Genomic DNA, 19,372 nt, shown 5'->3' with positions numbered 1-19,372 from the left:
ATTATTAAAATAAACGATTCATAAGAATCACCTCTCTATTTTCCAGCAGAGGAACCACCTGTTCTACAACAATATTTTTAAAATGTTCGGAATTTCGGTGTGTTTCAACAGCATGAGCATCTGTATACCCTTCATATAAAATGATTGTATTGTGATCTTCTTGACTTTGATGCAGATTGTAGAATAAATTACCCTGTTCCTGAGTACTCTTTTCTGCAGCTTCTTTCATCAGTTGAAGAACAGCCTCCAGTTTTCCTTCTTTTACTTGCCATTTTGCGCAGACAAATACATTATTTTGATCCATTTTCTTAATTTTAAAATTAAATTATGCTTTTTTAGCTTCCAAAAGTGCTACAATTTTTTCACCTACACCTTTTGCAGATGCAGGATTCTGACCAGTTACAAGATTTCCATCTGCGATACTGTTTGCAGACCAGGGTTCAGCTGTATGGAAAACCGCTCCTTGTTCAGTCAGAGATGTTTGTAAATCAAAAGGAACATCCGGTCTTGCATAATGATCTTCTTCTTCAGTCGTGAAAGATGTAATATTTTTACCATTTACGAGATAACTTCCGTCACTCAGTTTTACATTTAAAAGAGAAACTGGGCCATGACAAACTGCTCCGACAACACGATTGGTTTCATAAAATCTTGCAATCACTTTTTTAAGTTCAGGAGCTTCTGGCATATCTGCCATTGGAGCAATTCCTCCGGGAACGAAAACAGCGTCGTAATCATCGATATTTACATCCGATAATTTTCCTGCGTTGTGCATATCTTGCCAACCTTTTCCGGTTAAGAATTTTAAATTATCAGGATCGTCGGCTAAATTTAAAGCATCTAAAAACGGAGATTCACCTGTTAAACTTGCAAAATCGATTTGATACCCTGCTTTTTCAAATTCTGCGTAAGGATGCGCAACTTCAGATAAGAAAGTTCCAGTTCTTCTGTGATTTGGTCCGATTGAGTTTGCATTGGATACAATGATTAATACTTTTGGATTCATGATGTTACATTTTTTAGTTAATTAATATTTATTTGTTTTGATCTTTGAAATTGTTTTAATTTCTATAGCAAATGTATGTCGATCCGATGCCTCAATAGAAGGAGTGAAGTCACAAAAAAAGCGTGATCTGGATCACACTTCGATATTTTGGCTTTAAATTTTATTTGGAGCTTAATCCCGCTTTCTGCTGTATCTTTTTTGGCATTTCTTCTCCCATTGCAAAAAAAGGATGCCGCGGCAATCGGGGCTAGGTAGAAGTTATTCATTCAAATATGGGAAATATCCACAACGTTTGTCATCCTGGAAGGATCTAGGTGTAGTATTAGAAGTAAGTTTTACGTCATTGCAAGGAATGAAGTGACGAAACAATCTCTTCAAATGAAAAGAAAAATTTATAAAATCAGTATTTAAAGAAACTGATTGCTTCCTTCCTTGCAATGACACGCTACGACAAACAATCACTTATTAGTATTAGAATATAATCTACTTAAAGTTTCCCGACTTACTCCAAGATATTCCGCTACATATTTTTTAGGAACTTCTGAAATAAGATCAGGATACAATCTTACAAATTCTTCGTAACGTTGTTGAGGAGTGCTTGATAACAAATGAATAATTCTCTGTTGCAAAGCAATATAACCATTGGTTAATTTTATTCTAAAAAAATGATCCATTTTATGAAAATCCGCCGCCAATTGATTTCTTCCCTGTAAAGTAAGACTTACCACCTCGCCATCTTTAAGACATTCTATGAACATTTTAGAATTATGTTGCTTAAAAAATCCTATATAATCGGACATCCACCAATTTTTTTTCGCAAACTGTAAAATATGTTCCTTTCCATTTTCATCAATATAAAAAACCTTATAAATTCCGTCCAAAACGAGAAATTCATACTTCACTTCATCTCCTTCATGAATCAAAAACTGATTTTTACGAACTTTCTTAATGGTAAAAAATGTTTTCACAGACTCAAATTCCTCGTCCGTAAGTGGAGTTATTGCTTCGATATGTTCTCGGAGTCTGTTCATGACCGGGGTTTTATGTAGTGTAAATTTAATTAAAAATTTGGTTAAAAGAAAAACGATGTTTCAACCCTCTTTGTCATAACTTCAGTCATAATCGCATTAATAAACTTACATTTTTTAACACCAAAAATTCCTAAAAAATCCGTAATTTTGCACATCGTGATTTTCAGGTAAAATCACACCAAATTATGAGTAAATCAACAGAATATATAGAAGTTTACGGAGCCAGAGAACATAATCTTAAAAACATTAATGTTAAAATTCCGCGCAACGAATTGGTAGTAATTACCGGACTTTCGGGAAGTGGAAAATCATCATTGGCTTTTGATACCATCTTTGCAGAAGGCCAGCGTCGTTATATCGAAACGTTTTCTGCCTATGCAAGACAGTTTTTAGGAGGTTTGGAACGTCCTGATGTTGATAAAATTGAAGGATTATCTCCAGTCATTGCCATTGAACAGAAAACGACGAATAAAAACCCTCGTTCAACCGTAGGAACGGTTACGGAACTGTATGATTATTTGCGTCTTTTGTATGCAAGAGTTTCGGATGCATATTCTCAAACAACAGGTCAAAAGTTGGTAAGCTATACAGAAGATCAAATCCTTGAAACCATTAAAGAAAACTACAAAGGCGAAAAAATTATGTTGATGGCGCCTGTTGTTCGTTCCAGAAAAGGACATTACCACGAACTTTTTGTGCAGATGGCGAAGAAAGGGTACGGACAGGCAAGAATTGATGGTGAATTGCAGGATATTGAATATGATTTAAAACTTGACCGTTACAAAACCCACGACATCGATATTGTAATCGACCGTTGGATTATCGGAGAAAGCGCTTCCGAAGCAAGAATGGAAAAATCATTGCGAACCGCGATGGAAATGGGAGAAGGATTGATCGGAATTCAAAAGCTGGGAAGTACGGATATTGAATATTTCTCTAAAAATTTAATGGATGCGGAAACTGGTCATTCATTAGCACTTCCGGAACCTAATACATTTTCATTCAACTCTCCGAAAGGAAGCTGTCCAAGCTGTAAAGGATTAGGAACTATCAAAAAGATCAATACCGATTATTTTGTTGAAAATCCGAAACTATCCATTAATCAGGGAGGTTTGTTGCCTTTAGAAGATATTAAATCTAATAAGTGGATTCTTTCTCAGATTAAAAATATTCTTGAAATTTTTGGATTGGGATTAACAACTCCTTTTCAGGATATTCCGGCAGAAGCGTTGGATTATATGTACAACGGTTGTCATAAAGAATTTAATAAAGACTTAAAATACGCAGGAATTACCAAGAAGATCAAAATTAGTTTTGATGGGTTAATTCCTTTTATGGAGGAGATTATTGAAGAAAGAGAATCTTACGAAGCAATTTTACTGGAAAGACATTTCACAACGGAAGAAACCTGTCCTGAATGTAAAGGAACCCGTCTTCAACCTTCAAGTTTAAGCTTCAAAATTGATGGAAAAAATATTGCTGAAGTGAATGCCTTAAGTTTATCAGACTTAAAAGAATGGTTAGCAGATGTAAAAGATAAATTCTCAGAGAAAAACGCGATTATTGCTCATGAAATTTTAAAGGAGATTGAAACCAGACTTCAGTTCTTATTGGATGTCGGCTTAGATTATTTAAGTTTGAGTAGAAGCTCAAAAACACTTTCCGGTGGAGAATCGCAAAGGATTCGTTTGGCAACTCAGATTGGTTCTCAATTGGTGAATGTATTGTATATTTTGGATGAACCAAGTATCGGACTGCATCAAAGAGATAATGAAAGACTCATCAATTCATTAAAAAACCTTCGTGATATTGGAAACTCTGTATTAGTGGTAGAACACGACAAAGATATGATCCTTGAAGCGGATGAGGTGTTGGATATCGGTCCGAGAGCAGGAAAATTCGGAGGAGAAATTCTTTGGCAAGGAAAACCAAAAGATTTATTGAAAGCCGATACGATCACTGCTCAGTATATTAACGGAAAAAGAAAAATCGAAATTCCTGCAGAAAGACGTGCTGGAAATGGTAAAAATATAGTATTGAAAGGTGCTACAGGGAACAATCTTAAAAATGTTACGCTAGATATTCCTCTAGGTAAATTAGTTGTTGTTTCTGGGATTTCTGGAAGTGGAAAATCTTCTTTGATCAACGGAACTTTATATCCGATCTTAAATAAACATTTCTACAGAGCGGTTCAGGAACCTTTACCATACAAGAAAATAGAAGGTCTTGAAAATATTGATAAAATCGTAGATGTAGACCAGACTCCGATTGGTAGAACGCCACGTTCTAATCCTGCGACATATACAGGAATGTTTACAGACATCAGAAACCTGTTTGCAGAATTGCCTGAATCTAAAATCCGTGGCTACAAACCGGGAAGATTCTCTTTTAATGTGAAAGGTGGAAGATGTGAAACTTGTCAGGGAGGTGGTTTGAAAGTCATTGAAATGAATTTCTTACCGGATGTCTATGTTCACTGTGAAACATGTAACGGAAAACGTTTTAACAGAGAAACCCTGGAAGTTCGCTACAAAGGAAAATCGATTTCCGATGTGCTGGATATGACGATTGATGAAGCTGTAGAATTTTTCCAGCCGATTCCTAAGATCTTTGCGAGAGTAAAAACGTTGCAGGATGTTGGTTTAGGGTATATTACTTTGGGACAACAATCAACAACACTTTCAGGGGGAGAAGCCCAGCGTATCAAGTTGGCAACAGAATTAGCTAAGAGACAAACAGGAAATACATTATATATTCTTGATGAACCAACAACCGGGCTTCATTTTGAAGATGTAAAAATCCTGATGGATGCTATTAATCAACTGGTAGAATTAGGAAATTCGTTCATTATTATTGAACATAATATGGATGTAATTAAACTTGCCGATCATATTATCGATGTGGGTCCGGAAGGAGGAAAACACGGTGGACAGATTGTTGCGCAGGGAACTCCTGAGGAAATTGTAAAGTCGAAGAAGAGTTTGACCGGGAAGTTCTTAAAACGAGAATTAGAATAACTACTTTTCAGAAAATATAAAAAGCTAAATCTAATCGGATTTAGCTTTTTTTGTACCCAATATTACCTTCCAATGTTAAATTTTCAATTATTTTATAATTTTATAATATTGAAAATCAATATTATATATTTTGATGTTAACTCAATGTTAACTCAATGTGAAATTAATATGAATTATTTTTAATAACTTTGATTAAGAGATAGAAAATAAAATTAATATAACATTTAAAATCAAAGAGTTATGAAAAATAAAATTCAAATATTTGTTGCTTCATTTTTAGTTTGTGGATTTGCTAGTGTAATGAATACTTTTAAAGCACAAAGTGTGAATAATAATGTAATTGAAGAAGTTCAGCTTAATAGAAATGAGACTTTGAATGAAATAAGAAGCGAACTGATAGGTAATTTTGATTTTGCAAATTATGAGTACAAACAAGGAGTTGTGAACTCAGAAGTGAAATTTGATATTACTGAGAATGGAAGGGTTATTAACGTACATTCTACAGGGGATTGCAAAAATGTAAGTAAAGAAATAGAAAATGTATTGACCAATATGAAAGTAAAACCAAAAAAGTTAAATAAAGATACATTAGCATATACCTATGTGATGCCTGTCACAGTAGAAATCGACAATAGATGAGGTTCGTAAGATCTTTTAATATATAGCCATACAGAATTTCTGTGTGGCTTTTTTTGACGTGTAAATTGTGAAAGTTTCAAACAGAAATTTATAATAACTGAGGACGATTTTCGTTTTATCTTTAACCTACAAAATTAAAACGATATGAAAAATTTAAAAAAACTAACAAAAACAGAATTAAAGTCTGTGTACGGTGGAGCACCAAAACAATACTGTGTTTACTGTGAAAAACTAAACAAAACAGTTTGCAGTACAGTTCCGATTGGACAATGTCCTTAACAATTTAAAACCGCTTTTTATGAGGCGGTTTTTTTTATGAGTATTTGATTGAAGTAACTATAGGATATTATTCTAATGTATAATTTCAAAGTCTTCATAAAAAATCAATACATTTGATAGTATAATAAAACTATTGTGAATCCTATTTTAGATGTCGTTGTGCGTTCACTTTGTGTTTACCTCTTCATGGTGGTCGCTATCCGTTTATTTGGCAAAAATCAGCTTTCTCAGCTTAATGCAGGAGATGTAGTATTACTTTTGCTAATTTCCAATGCGGTTCAGAATGCAATGGTGGGACCAGATACTTCTTTACAGGGAGGATTGGTTGCGGCTTTAGTTCTGTTTGCTGCCAATTTTATCTTAAAAAGATTAATGTTTAAAAATCCTTCATTCAAAACATTTATGGAAGAAGATCCTGTAATTTTGGTAAAGGATGGGGTTGTTATTCAAAAAGCGCTAGATGAGGTGAAAATAACTGAAGATGAATTGGAGGAGGCGATTAGAGAACATGGAGTGGATGGAATAAAAAATGTAAAATTATCTATCCTTGAAGTAGATGGAAATATAAGTGTGATTTCCGAGGATGAAAAAGACAAGCAAACGCATTATTCCAGAATTAAAAGAAAAAATAAACGAAAATACCATTAAAATAAAATGAACTACGAATTAAGAGAAATGCTTCCCGGTGACGAAGCAAGAGTATTGGAAATATTTCAACAGGGTGTAAATGGTGGAATGGCAACTTTCGAAACTACTATTCCCACTGCAGAAGCCTGGAATATGGATTATTTCAATGATTGCCGTTGGGTATTGGAGAATGAAAATAATGAAATCGTAGGTTGGTGTGCTTTAAAACCAGTAAGTAAAAGAGAAGTTTATAAAGGGGTTGCTGAAGTGAGTATTTATTTTGATGATAATTACCAAGGTAAAGGATTGGGTTCGGTGTTGTTAAAGAAAATGATTTTAGATAGCGAAAGTCATGGATTCTGGACTTTACAAGCTAATATCTTCTCTGAAAATGATTCGTCCTTAAGGTTTCATCAGAAAAACGGCTTTCGAACGGTAGGAGTAAGAAAGAAAATAGGCAAGCTAAATGGAGCATGGAAAGATGTTACTATGCTGGAAAAAAGAAGTGAAGTGATTTCTTAAATCAGAAAAAAAATAATAAATTTTCTTAAAATTTTCATAGAATTCAACAATAATGCATTATTGGCATTAGTCTTGTAAGTTTTCTTCTTGTAATTTGAAAACAACTTGTTATGAATTTTTTAACTAAAGCGTTAGGATTTTTTTTAATTGTCTTTTCCTTAGCGTATTATCAAGCGTCGCCTATGCAGAGAGGGCATGGTAATGGACATGGTCACGGGCCGAAACATTCAAAACATTATTATCATGGTCCGCGTAGACCTTACTACAGACCGGTCGTTTATCATAGACCTCCAAGACATCATTATAAAAGATATTATTATGAACCTGTAAGACCAAGATATTATTCTCACAGACCGCATCGTGTATATCATAGTAGACCGGTAATTATCGTGAAATTATAAAAAGAATATAGATGACTGTTTTTTAACAGTCATTTTTTTTGTTCAATATTTTTTGTCTTTAAATATTTAATAGACACAGGTTTAGGCTAATTCTTTTTTAGTCTTTTATAAAATTATATTATTTTTAAAACTTTGGCATTATGATTGATTATTTCGGATATAGAAATTTGAAAAAGTAGAAAATGAAAGGATTGATTAAAATTGTTGGAGTTACAACAGTAATGCTCATGTTAACATCGTGTATCGTTCATGAACATCCTGGGAGAAGAGTTCCTCCGGGGCATGCAAAACGAGTATATATTTATGAAAAAGGAGGGAAGGGGCATTACAAGCATAGGGGGCATGGCCACAGACATCACTAGAATGAAAAAAATAAAAAGCACTGAATTTTCAGTGCTTTTGCTTTATAAGTGTATTAAAGTCTGGTTTTTTTAGGATTAAGGAAAGTATTAAAAATCATCACCTCCTGTCCAAATTTTGTTTCTATTCTTTCGGCAATATTTTCGAGTTCGCTTTTTACAAAATCATCCCTTAGATTGTCATTGTCAAAGATCAAAAGAAGATTGTAGTTTTTCCCGTCCTCAATATACTCACTATGAACTTCAGAAAGAATATATTTATTGACGTCTAATAAATTTTCTGTCATTAAAACCAATGTTTCATCAATATAATTTTCCCATTCTTCAAGGTTGTCTTTCGTGCAGTGAAAAGTTATACTTAGTACGCTCATATTTTTATGAATTTTTAAGATTCTGTGGATAAATTTTACTGCAAAAATCGGCAAATTTTTCGTAAATTAGCCCGTTAATAAAAATTCAAAAAGAATAATTTTCAGACACACAGCTAAGGGTCTGACTATCATTATAATAAAATTTGTTTATGCAAAAAGAAGGAGAAAGACTGATTCCTATCAACATTGTTGATGAAATGAAATCGTCTTATATCGATTATTCGATGTCGGTTATCGTTTCAAGAGCGTTACCTGATGTAAGAGATGGTTTGAAGCCCGTTCATAGAAGAGTACTTTACGGTATGTATGGATTAGGGGTTTTTTCTAATAGAAAATATTTAAAATCTGCGAGAATTGTTGGGGATGTTTTGGGTAAATATCACCCTCACGGAGACTCCTCTGTATATGATGCAATGGTAAGAATGGCTCAGGACTGGAGCTTACGTTACCCTCAGGTTGACGGGCAGGGTAACTTTGGTTCGATGGACGGTGACCCGCCTGCAGCAATGCGTTATACCGAAGCAAGATTGAAAAAAATCTCTGATGAGGTTCTTTCAGACTTAGACAAAGAAACGGTAGATTTCCAGAATAACTTCGACGACAGTTTACAGGAACCTACAGTAATGCCTTCAAAAATCCCTAACCTTTTGGTAAACGGAACTTCAGGTATCGCAGTAGGTATGGCAACAAACATGGCTCCTCATAACTTGACGGAAGCTGTGAATGCAATCTGTGCTTATATTGATAACAAAGAAATTACAATTGATGAATTGATGCAACACATCATTGCTCCGGATTTTCCTACAGGTGGGATTATCTATGGTTATGATGGTGTGAGAGATGCTTTCCATACAGGAAGAGGTAGAGTCGTTCTTAGAGCTAAAGTTGCTTTCGAGGAAATCGGAAACAGAAATGCAATTATCGTAAACGAAGTTCCTTATCAGGTTAATAAGGCAGAGATGATTGCTAGAACAGCAGAACTTGTTAAAGACGAAAAAATTCCGGGAATTTACGAAATCAGAGACGAGTCGGACAGAAGAGGTCTTCGTATTGTTTATGAATTGAAAAACGATGCGATTCCAAATGTTGTTTTAAACTTATTATATAAATATACTGCGCTTCAGACATCTTTCAGTGTTAATAATATTGCTTTGGTTCATGGAAGACCGGAGCAATTGAATCTAAAAGATATCATCCACCATTTCGTAGAGCACAGACATGAAGTAATTGTAAGAAGAACTCAATACGAGCTTAAAAAAGCGAAAGAGAGAGCTCATATCTTAGAAGGATTCATGAAAGTGATCGGAACGCAGGATTCCCTAGATAGAGCAATCTCAATTATCCGTCACTCTGCAAATCCGCAAGCTGCGAAGGAAGGATTAATTGAAGCATTTGAGCTTTCTGAAATCCAGGCTCAGGCGATTCTTGACTTACGTCTTGCTCGTTTGACGGGAATGGAGCTTGATAAAATCCGTGATGAGTACGATGCAATTATGAAAGAAATTGCTGACTTGGAAGATATTTTGGCGAATGAACCAAGAAGATTCCAGATCATTAAGGATGAATTAATTGAAATTAAAGAAAAATACGGCGACGAAAGAAGAACTGAAATTGACTATTCAGGAGGAGAAATGTCTATCGAAGATATTATCCCGAATGAGTCTGTAGTTCTTACAATTTCTCACGCAGGTTATATTAAGAGAACTTCGCTTTCAGAATACAAAATTCAAAGTAGAGGTGGCGTAGGAAACAAAGCGGCAACCACAAGAGATTCTGACTTCTTAGAATATATTGTTTCTGCAACGAATCACCAATATATGTTGTTCTTTACAGAAAAAGGTAGATGTTATTGGTTAAGAGTATTCGAAATTCCTGAAGGTTCAAAAACAGCGAAAGGAAGAGCGGTACAAAACTTAATTAATATTGAGCCAGACGATAAGATTAAAGCATATATCAGAACCAACAACTTAAAAGATTCAGAATATGTGAATCAAATGAGTGTGGTAATGGTAACGAAAAACGGGACAATCAAGAAAACATCTCTTGAAGCATATTCTAGACCGAGAGTGAATGGGGTGAATGCAATTGAAATTAGAGATAATGACCAATTGTTAGGAGCTTATTTAACAAACGGGACTTCTCAGATTATGATTGCTACTAAAAATGGTAAATGTATCCGTTTCCCTGAAGAGAAAGTAAGAGAAGTAGGTAGAGGTTCTATCGGTGTTCGTGGTATTGCCATGGAAGATGATGATGAAGCAATTGGTATGATTGTTGTGAACGATGTGGAGAAAGAAACAGTTCTTGTAGTATCTGAAAAAGGATATGGTAAGAGAACTGCAGTCGAAGATTACAGAATTACCAACAGAGGAGGAAAAGGAGTTATTACCTTAAATATTACTGAGAAAACAGGTAATCTTATTGCTATTCAAAATGTAACAGACGAAGATGGATTGATGATTATCAATAAATCCGGTGTTGCTATCCGTATGAATATGGATGAGATGAGAGTGATGGGTAGAAATACGCAAGGGGTAAGAATGATTAACCTTAAGAAAAATGACGAAATTGCAGCCATTGCAAAAGTAGAAATGGACAAAGATGTAGAAGAAGATTCTGAAGAAAATGAGGAAGGAACAGAAGAAACTGTAGCTGATAACCAAGAAAACAATACAGAAATACCTCAGGTAGAAAATGAAAATTCTACTGAGGAAACTGAGAATTCTGATTCAGAAGAATAAAATTGTACAATTAATATAAAATAGTTATTATGAAGAAACTAATTTTAGGTATAGCTATCGTTGCGTCGACATTTGCTTTTGGTCAAAAAGAAGATGTAAACGCAAAGCTTCAGGCTGCTAACAAATCGGCTATGGATGCTTATAATGCTAAAAATTATACCGTTGCAGCTCCAAAGTTTTTAGAAGTCTATGACATATTAAAAACTAACGGAAAAGAAGATAAAATTTATTTGTATTACGCAGGTCTTAATTATGCTTTAGCAAATAATTTAGATGAAGCAATTAAGATTTATACAGAGTTGATTAACTCAGGTTATACAGGGGTACAAACGCAATATACTGCGAAAGATAAAAAAACTGGCCAAGTCTCTAGTTATGATAAAGCTACTTGGGAGTTGTTGAAAAAAACTGGTGGGGATTATACAGACTTTAATACTGAGCAAACTAAAAGTGTAGAGCCTGATTTATATGAAACTTTATCAACTTTATTACTGAATGCTAAAAAGAATAATGAAGCTACAGCTATTATTGAGAAAGGATTGGCAAAATTCCCTAATAGTACTAAATTAAAAGAAAATCAAGGATCTGCATTGTATGCATCTGGAAATACAGATAAATTTATGCAGAATTTAAAAGAACAGTTAGCTAAAAATCCTAATGATGCGACAAACTGGTATAATTTAGGAGTTTTACAGTCTAAGAATTCAGGAACAGCATCGGAATCAATAACATCCTTTAAAAAAGCTATCGAACTGGGAGCTAATGATACTAAATTACTTAATAATGCATATCAAAACTTAGTATATGCTACTATTGGTGATGATGATGGGGCTGTAAAGGAGATTAATTCGTTAAGAAAAACTAATCCAGATAAAGCGACTGAGCTTATTGAGAAAAGAAAATCTAGATTTAACCAGGCTTTACCACATGCTGAAAGCTGGTATAAAGCTCAACCAGAAAATTTAGACGCAATATCTACTTTGAAGGATATTTATGGTATAACTAAAAATCAAGCAAAATTGGCTGAAATGAAAGCTAAAGAAGCTGAAATTCAAGCTAAACAGCCTAAATAATTTTTCTACAACAAAATTAAATATAAGCCGAAACAATTTGTTTCGGTTTTTTGTTTAATAAGAATGGGCTTTTAACTTGTTGTATATTTCATTTAATATTGCTCCGTGTCATTCTGACTACCGGAAGAAGCTAATGTATTATTGGCTTTCAATTATTATAAGAGAGAGATAATTAAGTGGATTCTTCAATTTAATTTGTTACTTCCTGAGTGATAAGTACCGTAAAATTTAGTATAATCATTACAATTATTCGTGTAAATCTGAGAAATCTGTAGGAGAAAATAAAAGAATGAAAAGGTTTAAAAACCTTACAAATTTCCTAGATTTATCATCAAAAATCAAGGTTAAAATTCTCTGTAATTCCGTATCTTTGAGAAAAATTTTTACAAAAATGATCGAGTGGAAAACCGTCAAAGAATACGATGATATTACTTACAAAAAATGTAATGGTGTAGCGAGAATTGCTTTCAATAGACCGGAAATTCGCAACGCTTTCAGACCTAAAACTACTTCAGAATTATACGATGCTTTTTATGACGCTTCAGAAGATCCTTCAATTGGTGTTGTATTGCTTTCAGGAGAAGGACCAAGTCCAAAAGACGGAGGTTGGGCTTTCTGTAGTGGAGGAGACCAAAAAGCGAGAGGACATCAAGGATATGTAGGAGAAGATGGAAGACACCGTTTGAATATTTTGGAAGTTCAGCGTTTGATCCGTTTCATGCCAAAAGCTGTGATTGCAGTAGTTCCGGGATGGGCAGTTGGTGGAGGACACTCTCTTCATGTGGTTTGCGATTTAACATTAGCAAGTAAGGAACATGCTATTTTCAAACAAACAGATGCGGATGTTACAAGTTTTGATGGAGGTTATGGTTCAGCCTATTTAGCAAAAATGGTTGGACAGAAAAAAGCTCGTGAAATTTTCTTTTTAGGGAGAAATTATTCAGCTCAGGAAGCTTTCGAAATGGGAATGGTAAATGCAGTAATTCCTCACGACGAACTAGAAGATACAGCTTACGAATGGGCTCAGGAAATTTTAGCAAAATCTCCAACTTCTATCAGAATGCTGAAATTTGCGATGAACCTTACCGATGATGGAATGGTTGGTCAACAGGTTTTTGCAGGTGAAGCAACTCGTTTGGCTTATATGACGGAAGAAGCAAAAGAAGGTAGAAATGCATTCTTGGAAAAAAGAAAGCCGGATTTCGGAAAAGATCAATGGATATCTTAAAAAAAATAATTGATAATTTATAAATGATGCTTGATGATATTGTTTATAAATTATCGTTTATAAATTATCGTTTATCAATTATACTATATGACTGATTGGATAAAAGCCGCAAGGCTTAGAACATTGCCGCTTTCACTGAGCGGGATTATAATGGGAGCTTTCATTGCAAAATGGAGGCTTTATGGTGAAGGAGGAACTTGGGACTGGAAAATCTTTGCACTAGCATTGGTGGTTACTTTATTGTATCAGGTGCTATCTAATTATGCGAATGATTATGGAGATGGTGTAAAAGGAACAGATGCTAAAAGAGTTTCAGAAGCAGAAGCAAGAGCAGTAGCCTCTGGAAAAATTACAGCAAAACAAATGAAAAATGCCGTAATTCTTTTCTCCGTATTATCTTTTGTGGTAACTGTTGCGCTTTTATACGTTGCCTTCATTCCGAATTATATGAAGGAATTTTATATTTTCATTGGTCTGGGAGTAGCAAGTATTTTAGCTGCGATTGGTTATACAGTGGGTAAAAAACCTTATGGATATATGGGATTGGGTGATATTTTTGTGTTCATCTTTTTCGGATTGGTTTCTGTATGCGGAAGTTATTTCTTGTTTACAAAGACGTTCAGTTGGGATATGTTATTACCGGGAACAGCAATCGGATTGATGAGTATGGCTGTTTTGAATCTGAATAACATGAGAGATATTGAAAGCGATAAGCTATCGGGTAAAAACAGCTTTGCATTGAGAATCGGATTCAAAAATGCAATGATCTATGAAATGATCCTGTTGCAATTACCATTGATCTTGATTTTAATGTTTTTGGCAGTAAACGGATTCTTCCAAACGCAAAATTATTATGTTTTCATTGTAATGATTTTAATGCTGCCGTTGATGAAACTGAGAAGACAAATTATGGCGGTGAAAAATCCAAGGGAACTTGATCCGTTTTTAAAGCAAGTTGGAATTATGACTTTTATGATTGCTGTTCTTACAGCTTTAGGACTTAATTTATTCCATTAAAAAAATAAAATCATGAATCCAAAGGTCTACGTTGAAGCTCAGATGCTGATCAGAAAACCAACTGAAGAAGTTTTCGAAGCATTTATCAATCCGGAAGTAACAACTCAATTTTGGTTTACAAAATCAACTGGGAAATTAGAAGAAGGAAAAATGGTAACATGGGAATGGGAAATGTATGGCGTAAAAACGAATGTTGTTGTCAATCAACTTGTTAAAAATCAATTGATAAAAATAATCTGGGGAGAACCTTCAACGAATGTAGACTACGAATTCAAAGAAATGGAAAAAGGAACTCTGGTTGTTATTAAAAGTTATGGGTTTTCTCAGGAAGGAGAAGAGTTGCTAAAAATAATTAATGACAATACGGGAGGTTTCACAACGGTTCTTGATGGTTGTAAAGCTTATCTTGAACACGGAATCAATTTGAGATTAATTGAAGATAAATTTCCATCTAAATAAAAAGATGCTTCGACTCCGCTCAGCATGACATTGTGAACAATTAATAGATAGATTTACAACAGTTGGTATTAGCGCTGTCATGCTGAGCTTGTCGAAGCATCTTAGTATAAGTTTAAAATAATAAAATTATGAAAATACAATACTTAGGACAAAACTGTTTTTTGTTCACTTACAAAGACAAAACAATTTTGAGCGATCCATTCTACAACTACAAAAAAGCAGAATCGGGATTTGATATTTCAGCTCAGAAAATCGATTATATTTTATTGACTCATGCTCATGGTGATCATATCGCTGATGTAGAAGAAGTATTACAGTTTCATCCTGAAGCAACGCTTATTGCTGTTCCGGAAATCTGTGGATATTTCAAGTCGGCAAAAAATACAGATGATGTGAACTTAGGAGGATCGGCAAAAATCGACGATCTTAAAATTTCTATGGTTCCGGCTCACCATACGAGTTCTTTTCCGGATGGAAGCTACGGAGGTGTTCCTGTAGGATATATTTTCAGACTTCCTGAAGGTAAAAACGTTTATTTAGCTGGTGATACAGGAGTAATGGCAGATATGGAGCTATTTCCAAGATTATATGGGAATTTAGACCTTTCTATCCTTCCAATTGGCAGTCATTATACAATGTGCCCGAGAAAAGCAGCTTTTGCAGCGGCAGAATTATTAAAAACTCCAAAAGTTATCGGATGTCACTTTGATACTTTCCCTGCGATTGAAATTAATCATGAAAGTGCATTGAGGCATTTTGCTGACAGAAATGTAGAACTTGTTTTACCAAAATTAGGAGAGGAGTTCGAATTTTAAATAAATGAGAAAAGATAATTTGAAAATTAAAATAGAAATGTTGAAAAGTTTAGACATAAAAAAAGATAATCTTCAAATTACCTCTCTTCAACTTAAACCAAAAAAAAATGGCAAGCTACCTAAATCACACCGCTACGACCAATTACCTTTGCTGCGTTCCCACCCTGGAGGATTCTCAGGAGCTGGTTGTTTAGGACTTGCCGTTGCAAAGGTAGGAATATTTTATAAACTTCAAAACATTATTAAAGAAAAAATAGTTGAAAACTCTAATGATAGAGCTAAATAATTGAAATTTAGAACAATAATTTTTCAACTTTTTTTAAAAAATTTAGATATGACGAAAAGTCCATCAACATTAGGAATTATACTTTTTATCGCTACAATGGTTGTTTTTTTTGTAGTGTATTATTTTTTCTCAGGAATCAATTATTTTGATATTTCATTGAAAGCTAATGCTTTCGTTTTGCCTGTTTTATATGCAATTACTGCTTTTTGGTCTGTAAAATCGTATTGGAATTCCCACAAAGAAGTGAGTTTCAAAGATGCATTCAAAAGAGCATTTGTTCCAATGTTTATTGGGGGGATTCTTTCAGTATTCAGTATTTATGCATTTTTAAACTTTGTAGATACAGATGCTAAAAAACTTCTGAATTATCAATATGTCACAAGACAAAAATCAGAACTTGATGCAGAATATACCTCTGCAAAAAAGATTTTAAAACATCAAAAAGATATTGATGAGTTGGAGCAGAAGTACAAAGAAGGTCTTCAGAGATTCAATCCGGAGACTGTGAAAGGGAAAGATATGCTTACGGCAAGTCATTTTTCAGGATATTTTGCAGCGATTCTGATATTTTACGTAGTTTTGTCAGTGTTTTTCGGGGCGTTTTTCAGAACAAAAACTGTTTATACCGAAATCCAAAATCAATAATTATTTTATTTAAAAATTAAATGAATTTATCTATAGTTATTCCGTTACTGAACGAAGAAGCTTCTTTGGAAGAGCTTTTTTCTAGGATTGATCATGTTTGCCAATCAAACAATTTATCCTATGAAATTTGGTTTGTAGATGACGGAAGTACAGACTTATCTTGGAACATTATTGAAAATCTGAAGGTTCAACATCCTCAGGTTCACGCCATAAAATTCTCCAAAAATTACGGAAAATCACAGGCATTACATGCTGCGTTCGAAAGAACGAATGGAGACGTAATTATTACAATGGATGCTGATTTACAGGATTTTCCAGAAGAAATCCCGGAATTGTATTCAATGGTTATTCATGAAAATTATGACATTGTTTCAGGTTGGAAAAAGAAGCGTTTTGACAATGTAATGACGAAAAATGTTCCGTCAAAACTATTCAATGCAGCGGCGAGAAAAGTTTCAGGAGTTTATCTTCATGATTTCAATTGTGGACTAAAAGCATATAAAAAACAGGTGGTAAAAACTATTGATGTATACGGAGATATGCACCGTTACATTCCGGTTTTGGCTGCCAATGCAGGATTCAGAAGAATTACGGAAAAAGAAGTTCAACATCAGGCAAGACCATACGGAACTTCAAAATTCGGAACGGAAAGATTTATCAGAGGTTTTCTAGATTTAGTAACCCTTTGGTTTGTAAGTCGTTTTGGAGGAAGACCAATGCATTTCTTCGGAGCAGTAGGAACGTTAATGTTTATTGTTGGTTTCCTTTCAGCGCTTTGGCTGGGAATTTCAAAATTAATTGATGTTGCCAGAGGAATTTACGGACATTTAATTACGAATAATCCATGGTTTTTTATTGCTTTAACCATGATGATTATGGGAACGTTGCTTTTCGTAGCAGGATTTTTAGGGGAAATGATTATCAGAACGAACAGAGAGCATAAAAATTATAATATTGATGAAGTAATTTAATTAATTGATGTTTAAAATGAAATTTTTTAAATTATCATTAATTGTAATTACCATTTTATTTTTATCTTCATGTAGGTCAAAAAATGTGGTGGGATCATGGGAATTTATCGAAGTTTATAAAGGTGTTGTAATCAATACTATCGATACTTTAAAAGCTAAAGATAATAATTCTCAAAAAGGAATTGGAACTTTGGTTTTTAATGATAATCAAACTTTTACATCAATGGATTTGAAAGGCGGTTATCAAAAAAGAGACAACCTATTAAAATTAAAATATACTGCTGATAAAGATACTGTTGTAATGAATATTTCTTATTTAGATAAAAAGTATTTGTTATTATCATCACGATCAGAAAAACCTACGACTTGGTTTTATAGGAAAATTAAAAATTAAACAGGATGCATTAATTTGAAGAATGAATAAAAAAAGTTGTTTGAACTGCGGTCATTCAATCTCCGATGAGTTTTGTGCTCATTGCGGACAGAAAGCCGACACAGCAAGAATAACGATACATTCACTCATCAAAAATGATATTCTCGGATCAATTTGGCATGTTGAAGCCAAATTTTTCTATACGTTAAAAAATATTTTGTTCAGCCCCGGAACGACGGCGATGAATTATATTTCAGGAAAAAGAATCAGATACAACAATTTTATTTCGTTGTTACTGATTCTTTTTGGTTTTAATGTGCTGAGCTACCATTATTACGAAAAATTTGCTCCTGCAGAAACGCTTACGGATGATGTGATATATGTGAAAGATTTTTTCTCAAAATATTCTAAAGTCATATTGTTCGTATTGATCCCGATGTTAGGAGCAAACGGCTATTTTTTGTTCAAAAGAATAAAATTGAATATTGCTGAACATTTTATCATAGGAACTATAAGTCTTTTAGGAATTTTAATCTTATTTTTGCTGAGTGATATGGTAAGTTTAATTGGTTTATGGAAACCTGTTGAAACAATCTTCAATATCATTGATAAAATCGTATTCGGTCTTTCTATTCTTTTTCCGGCAATTACTTATTGGACTGCTTTTAAAAATTCATACTCAAAACCAGGATTACTGTGGCGAGTATCGGTTCTTTATGTTTTGATGGTAGTAGAAAGTTCTGTAATAAGTTTGATATTATATGAAATATTTTAAATGAATATGAAAAAAATATTGTACACATTCGCTTTGGTTGCTGTGGTTTCTTGTGGAAAAGTTTCTCCAAAAGGAAATATTGAAAGAAAAGATGTGGATGTATCAGAATTTGTAAATCTGGATTTAGAAGGAAAGTTCAGAGTTTTTTATGCAAGGGGAGCTAAAAATTTTGTTGAAGTAGAAACTTATCCGAATGTTGCTGATAATCTTGATATTGATGTAAAAGATAAAACACTTTCCATCAAAGAAAAAAGAGGGACAAAAGGAGTGGATTTTTATAATGTGACCATTTATTCAAAATATAATCTGGAAAAAGTTGCCATTTCTGATTCCGTAGAAATGAATATTTCTAGCGAAATAAAGACCGATAATTTTAGATTAAATTTAAAAAATTACGCTACATTTATGGGTTCTGTCAATACAAGAAGAGCAGAAGTTGAGATGTTGAACAGAAGTAGAGCTAATTTCTTGGGACAAACCAGAAATGCAGTTATAAAAATTTCTGATACAGCAAGTTTGATTGCTCCTTATTGGAAAATAGAAAACCTGAAAATTGATTCTAAAAATGGGAATTATGCAGAAGTCAATGTAAAAGATTCATTAAAAGGTCACATTCAGAATACTGCAAAACTTCTATATTATAATGATCCGATTCGTGCATTTAAAATAGATAAAGACACGAAAGTGGAAAATAAAAAATTAGATTAATTAAGGCTGAACAATTATACAGCAATTTG

The 19,372-nt window shown here is 33.7% G+C and carries 22 protein-coding genes and 1 other RNA gene; 18 read left to right on the top strand and 5 right to left on the bottom strand.

Annotated features, from left to right (window positions below; translation table 11 throughout):
* Positions 1-4 precede the first annotated feature (4 nt).
* From RM51_RS16885 to RM51_RS16875, 3 genes are all read right to left on the bottom strand, one after another.
* Complete coding sequence (locus RM51_RS16885) at positions 5-304, bottom strand: putative quinol monooxygenase (protein WP_039372349.1); 300 nt, start codon at positions 302-304, stop codon at positions 5-7.
* 21 nt (positions 305-325) lie between these two features.
* Entirely contained in the window at positions 326-1,006 is a 681-nt protein-coding gene (locus tag RM51_RS16880; protein WP_039372347.1) for a type 1 glutamine amidotransferase domain-containing protein, read from the bottom strand.
* A 458-nt stretch (positions 1,007-1,464) separates the two neighbouring features.
* On the bottom strand, positions 1,465-2,037 hold the full coding sequence (locus RM51_RS16875) for a Crp/Fnr family transcriptional regulator (protein ID WP_039372345.1): 573 nt from the start codon (positions 2,035-2,037) through the stop codon (positions 1,465-1,467).
* 185 nt (positions 2,038-2,222) lie between these two features.
* On the opposite strand from RM51_RS16875, the gene uvrA reads away from it, so the two are divergent.
* From uvrA to RM51_RS19680, 7 genes are all read left to right on the top strand, one after another.
* Positions 2,223-5,054 (top strand): excinuclease ABC subunit UvrA, encoded by a 2,832-nt coding sequence (gene uvrA, locus RM51_RS16870; protein WP_039372342.1) that lies wholly within the window; start codon positions 2,223-2,225, stop codon positions 5,052-5,054.
* A gap of 240 nt (positions 5,055-5,294) precedes the next feature.
* Entirely contained in the window at positions 5,295-5,693 is a 399-nt protein-coding gene (locus RM51_RS16865) for an energy transducer TonB family protein (RefSeq protein WP_039372339.1), read from the top strand.
* A 144-nt stretch (positions 5,694-5,837) separates the two neighbouring features.
* Positions 5,838-5,972: a bacteriocin-like protein gene (locus RM51_RS19325; protein ID WP_081999148.1), complete on the top strand. Its 135-nt coding sequence runs from the start codon at positions 5,838-5,840 to the stop codon at positions 5,970-5,972.
* A 135-nt stretch (positions 5,973-6,107) separates the two neighbouring features.
* Entirely contained in the window at positions 6,108-6,620 is a 513-nt protein-coding gene (locus tag RM51_RS16860) for a DUF421 domain-containing protein (protein ID WP_039372337.1), read from the top strand.
* 6 nt (positions 6,621-6,626) lie between these two features.
* Positions 6,627-7,121, top strand: a complete 495-nt coding sequence (locus RM51_RS16855) for a GNAT family N-acetyltransferase (protein ID WP_039372336.1) — start codon at positions 6,627-6,629, stop codon at positions 7,119-7,121.
* A gap of 110 nt (positions 7,122-7,231) precedes the next feature.
* Entirely contained in the window at positions 7,232-7,522 is a 291-nt protein-coding gene (locus RM51_RS19425; protein ID WP_131667094.1) for a hypothetical protein, read from the top strand.
* A gap of 227 nt (positions 7,523-7,749) precedes the next feature.
* On the top strand, positions 7,750-7,884 hold the full coding sequence (locus RM51_RS19680) for a hypothetical protein (protein ID WP_262483705.1): 135 nt from the start codon (positions 7,750-7,752) through the stop codon (positions 7,882-7,884).
* 53 nt (positions 7,885-7,937) lie between these two features.
* On the opposite strand, the gene RM51_RS16845 is transcribed toward RM51_RS19680, so the two are convergent.
* Positions 7,938-8,252 (bottom strand): DUF4286 family protein, encoded by a 315-nt coding sequence (locus RM51_RS16845; RefSeq protein WP_039372496.1) that lies wholly within the window; start codon positions 8,250-8,252, stop codon positions 7,938-7,940.
* Positions 8,253-8,401: 149 nt separating this feature from the next.
* Here RM51_RS16845 and gyrA point away from each other — a divergent pair, with 149 nt between their 5' ends.
* From gyrA to RM51_RS16815, 6 genes are all read left to right on the top strand, one after another.
* The gene (gene gyrA / locus RM51_RS16840) at positions 8,402-10,993 is read left to right on the top strand and encodes a DNA gyrase subunit A (RefSeq protein ID WP_039372332.1); all 2,592 of its coding nucleotides are present in this window, start codon (positions 8,402-8,404) and stop codon (positions 10,991-10,993) included.
* 29 nt (positions 10,994-11,022) lie between these two features.
* Positions 11,023-12,066 (top strand): tetratricopeptide repeat protein, encoded by a 1,044-nt coding sequence (locus RM51_RS16835; protein WP_039372329.1) that lies wholly within the window; start codon positions 11,023-11,025, stop codon positions 12,064-12,066.
* A 391-nt stretch (positions 12,067-12,457) separates the two neighbouring features.
* The gene (locus RM51_RS16830) at positions 12,458-13,294 is read left to right on the top strand and encodes a 1,4-dihydroxy-2-naphthoyl-CoA synthase (protein WP_039372493.1); all 837 of its coding nucleotides are present in this window, start codon (positions 12,458-12,460) and stop codon (positions 13,292-13,294) included.
* Between the two features lie 87 nt (positions 13,295-13,381).
* Positions 13,382-14,311, top strand: coding sequence for a 1,4-dihydroxy-2-naphthoate octaprenyltransferase (menA, locus tag RM51_RS16825; protein WP_039372328.1), 930 nt, complete (start codon positions 13,382-13,384; stop codon positions 14,309-14,311).
* Between the two features lie 12 nt (positions 14,312-14,323).
* Positions 14,324-14,770, top strand: coding sequence for an SRPBCC family protein (locus RM51_RS16820; protein WP_039372326.1), 447 nt, complete (start codon positions 14,324-14,326; stop codon positions 14,768-14,770).
* Between the two features lie 128 nt (positions 14,771-14,898).
* Positions 14,899-15,585 carry a metal-dependent hydrolase gene (locus RM51_RS16815; RefSeq protein WP_039372324.1) on the top strand — a complete coding sequence of 229 codons (687 nt, stop codon included), beginning with the start codon at positions 14,899-14,901 and terminating at the stop codon, positions 15,583-15,585.
* A 105-nt stretch (positions 15,586-15,690) separates the two neighbouring features.
* Here the strand turns inward: RM51_RS16815 and ffs are convergent.
* An RNA gene (gene ffs, locus RM51_RS19320) (signal recognition particle sRNA small type) lies at positions 15,691-15,788 on the bottom strand.
* A 131-nt stretch (positions 15,789-15,919) separates the two neighbouring features.
* Between ffs and RM51_RS16805 the strand changes: the two genes are divergently transcribed.
* From RM51_RS16805 to RM51_RS16785, 5 genes are read left to right on the top strand one after another with little or no spacing between them, the layout of a single operon-like run.
* Positions 15,920-16,516: a DUF4199 domain-containing protein gene (locus RM51_RS16805; protein WP_039372320.1), complete on the top strand. Its 597-nt coding sequence runs from the start codon at positions 15,920-15,922 to the stop codon at positions 16,514-16,516.
* A gap of 20 nt (positions 16,517-16,536) precedes the next feature.
* Positions 16,537-17,487, top strand: a complete 951-nt coding sequence (locus tag RM51_RS16800; protein WP_039372318.1) for a glycosyltransferase family 2 protein — start codon at positions 16,537-16,539, stop codon at positions 17,485-17,487.
* A gap of 16 nt (positions 17,488-17,503) precedes the next feature.
* A complete protein-coding gene (locus RM51_RS16795) occupies positions 17,504-17,881 on the top strand; it encodes a hypothetical protein (RefSeq protein WP_131667093.1) in 378 nt (125 codons plus the stop codon).
* Between the two features lie 22 nt (positions 17,882-17,903).
* On the top strand, positions 17,904-18,635 hold the full coding sequence (locus tag RM51_RS16790) for a DUF3667 domain-containing protein (protein ID WP_039372314.1): 732 nt from the start codon (positions 17,904-17,906) through the stop codon (positions 18,633-18,635).
* Between the two features lie 6 nt (positions 18,636-18,641).
* Positions 18,642-19,343 carry a GIN domain-containing protein gene (locus tag RM51_RS16785; RefSeq protein ID WP_039372491.1) on the top strand — a complete coding sequence of 234 codons (702 nt, stop codon included), beginning with the start codon at positions 18,642-18,644 and terminating at the stop codon, positions 19,341-19,343.
* The last annotated feature ends 29 nt before the right edge of the window (positions 19,344-19,372 follow it).

The sequence above is a fragment of the Chryseobacterium taiwanense genome (genome assembly GCF_000813825.1).
GTDB lineage: Bacteria > Bacteroidota > Bacteroidia > Flavobacteriales > Weeksellaceae > Chryseobacterium > Chryseobacterium taiwanense.
Note: the sequence above shows the minus strand (reverse complement) of the source record. Positions and strands in the feature narration are given on the sequence as shown.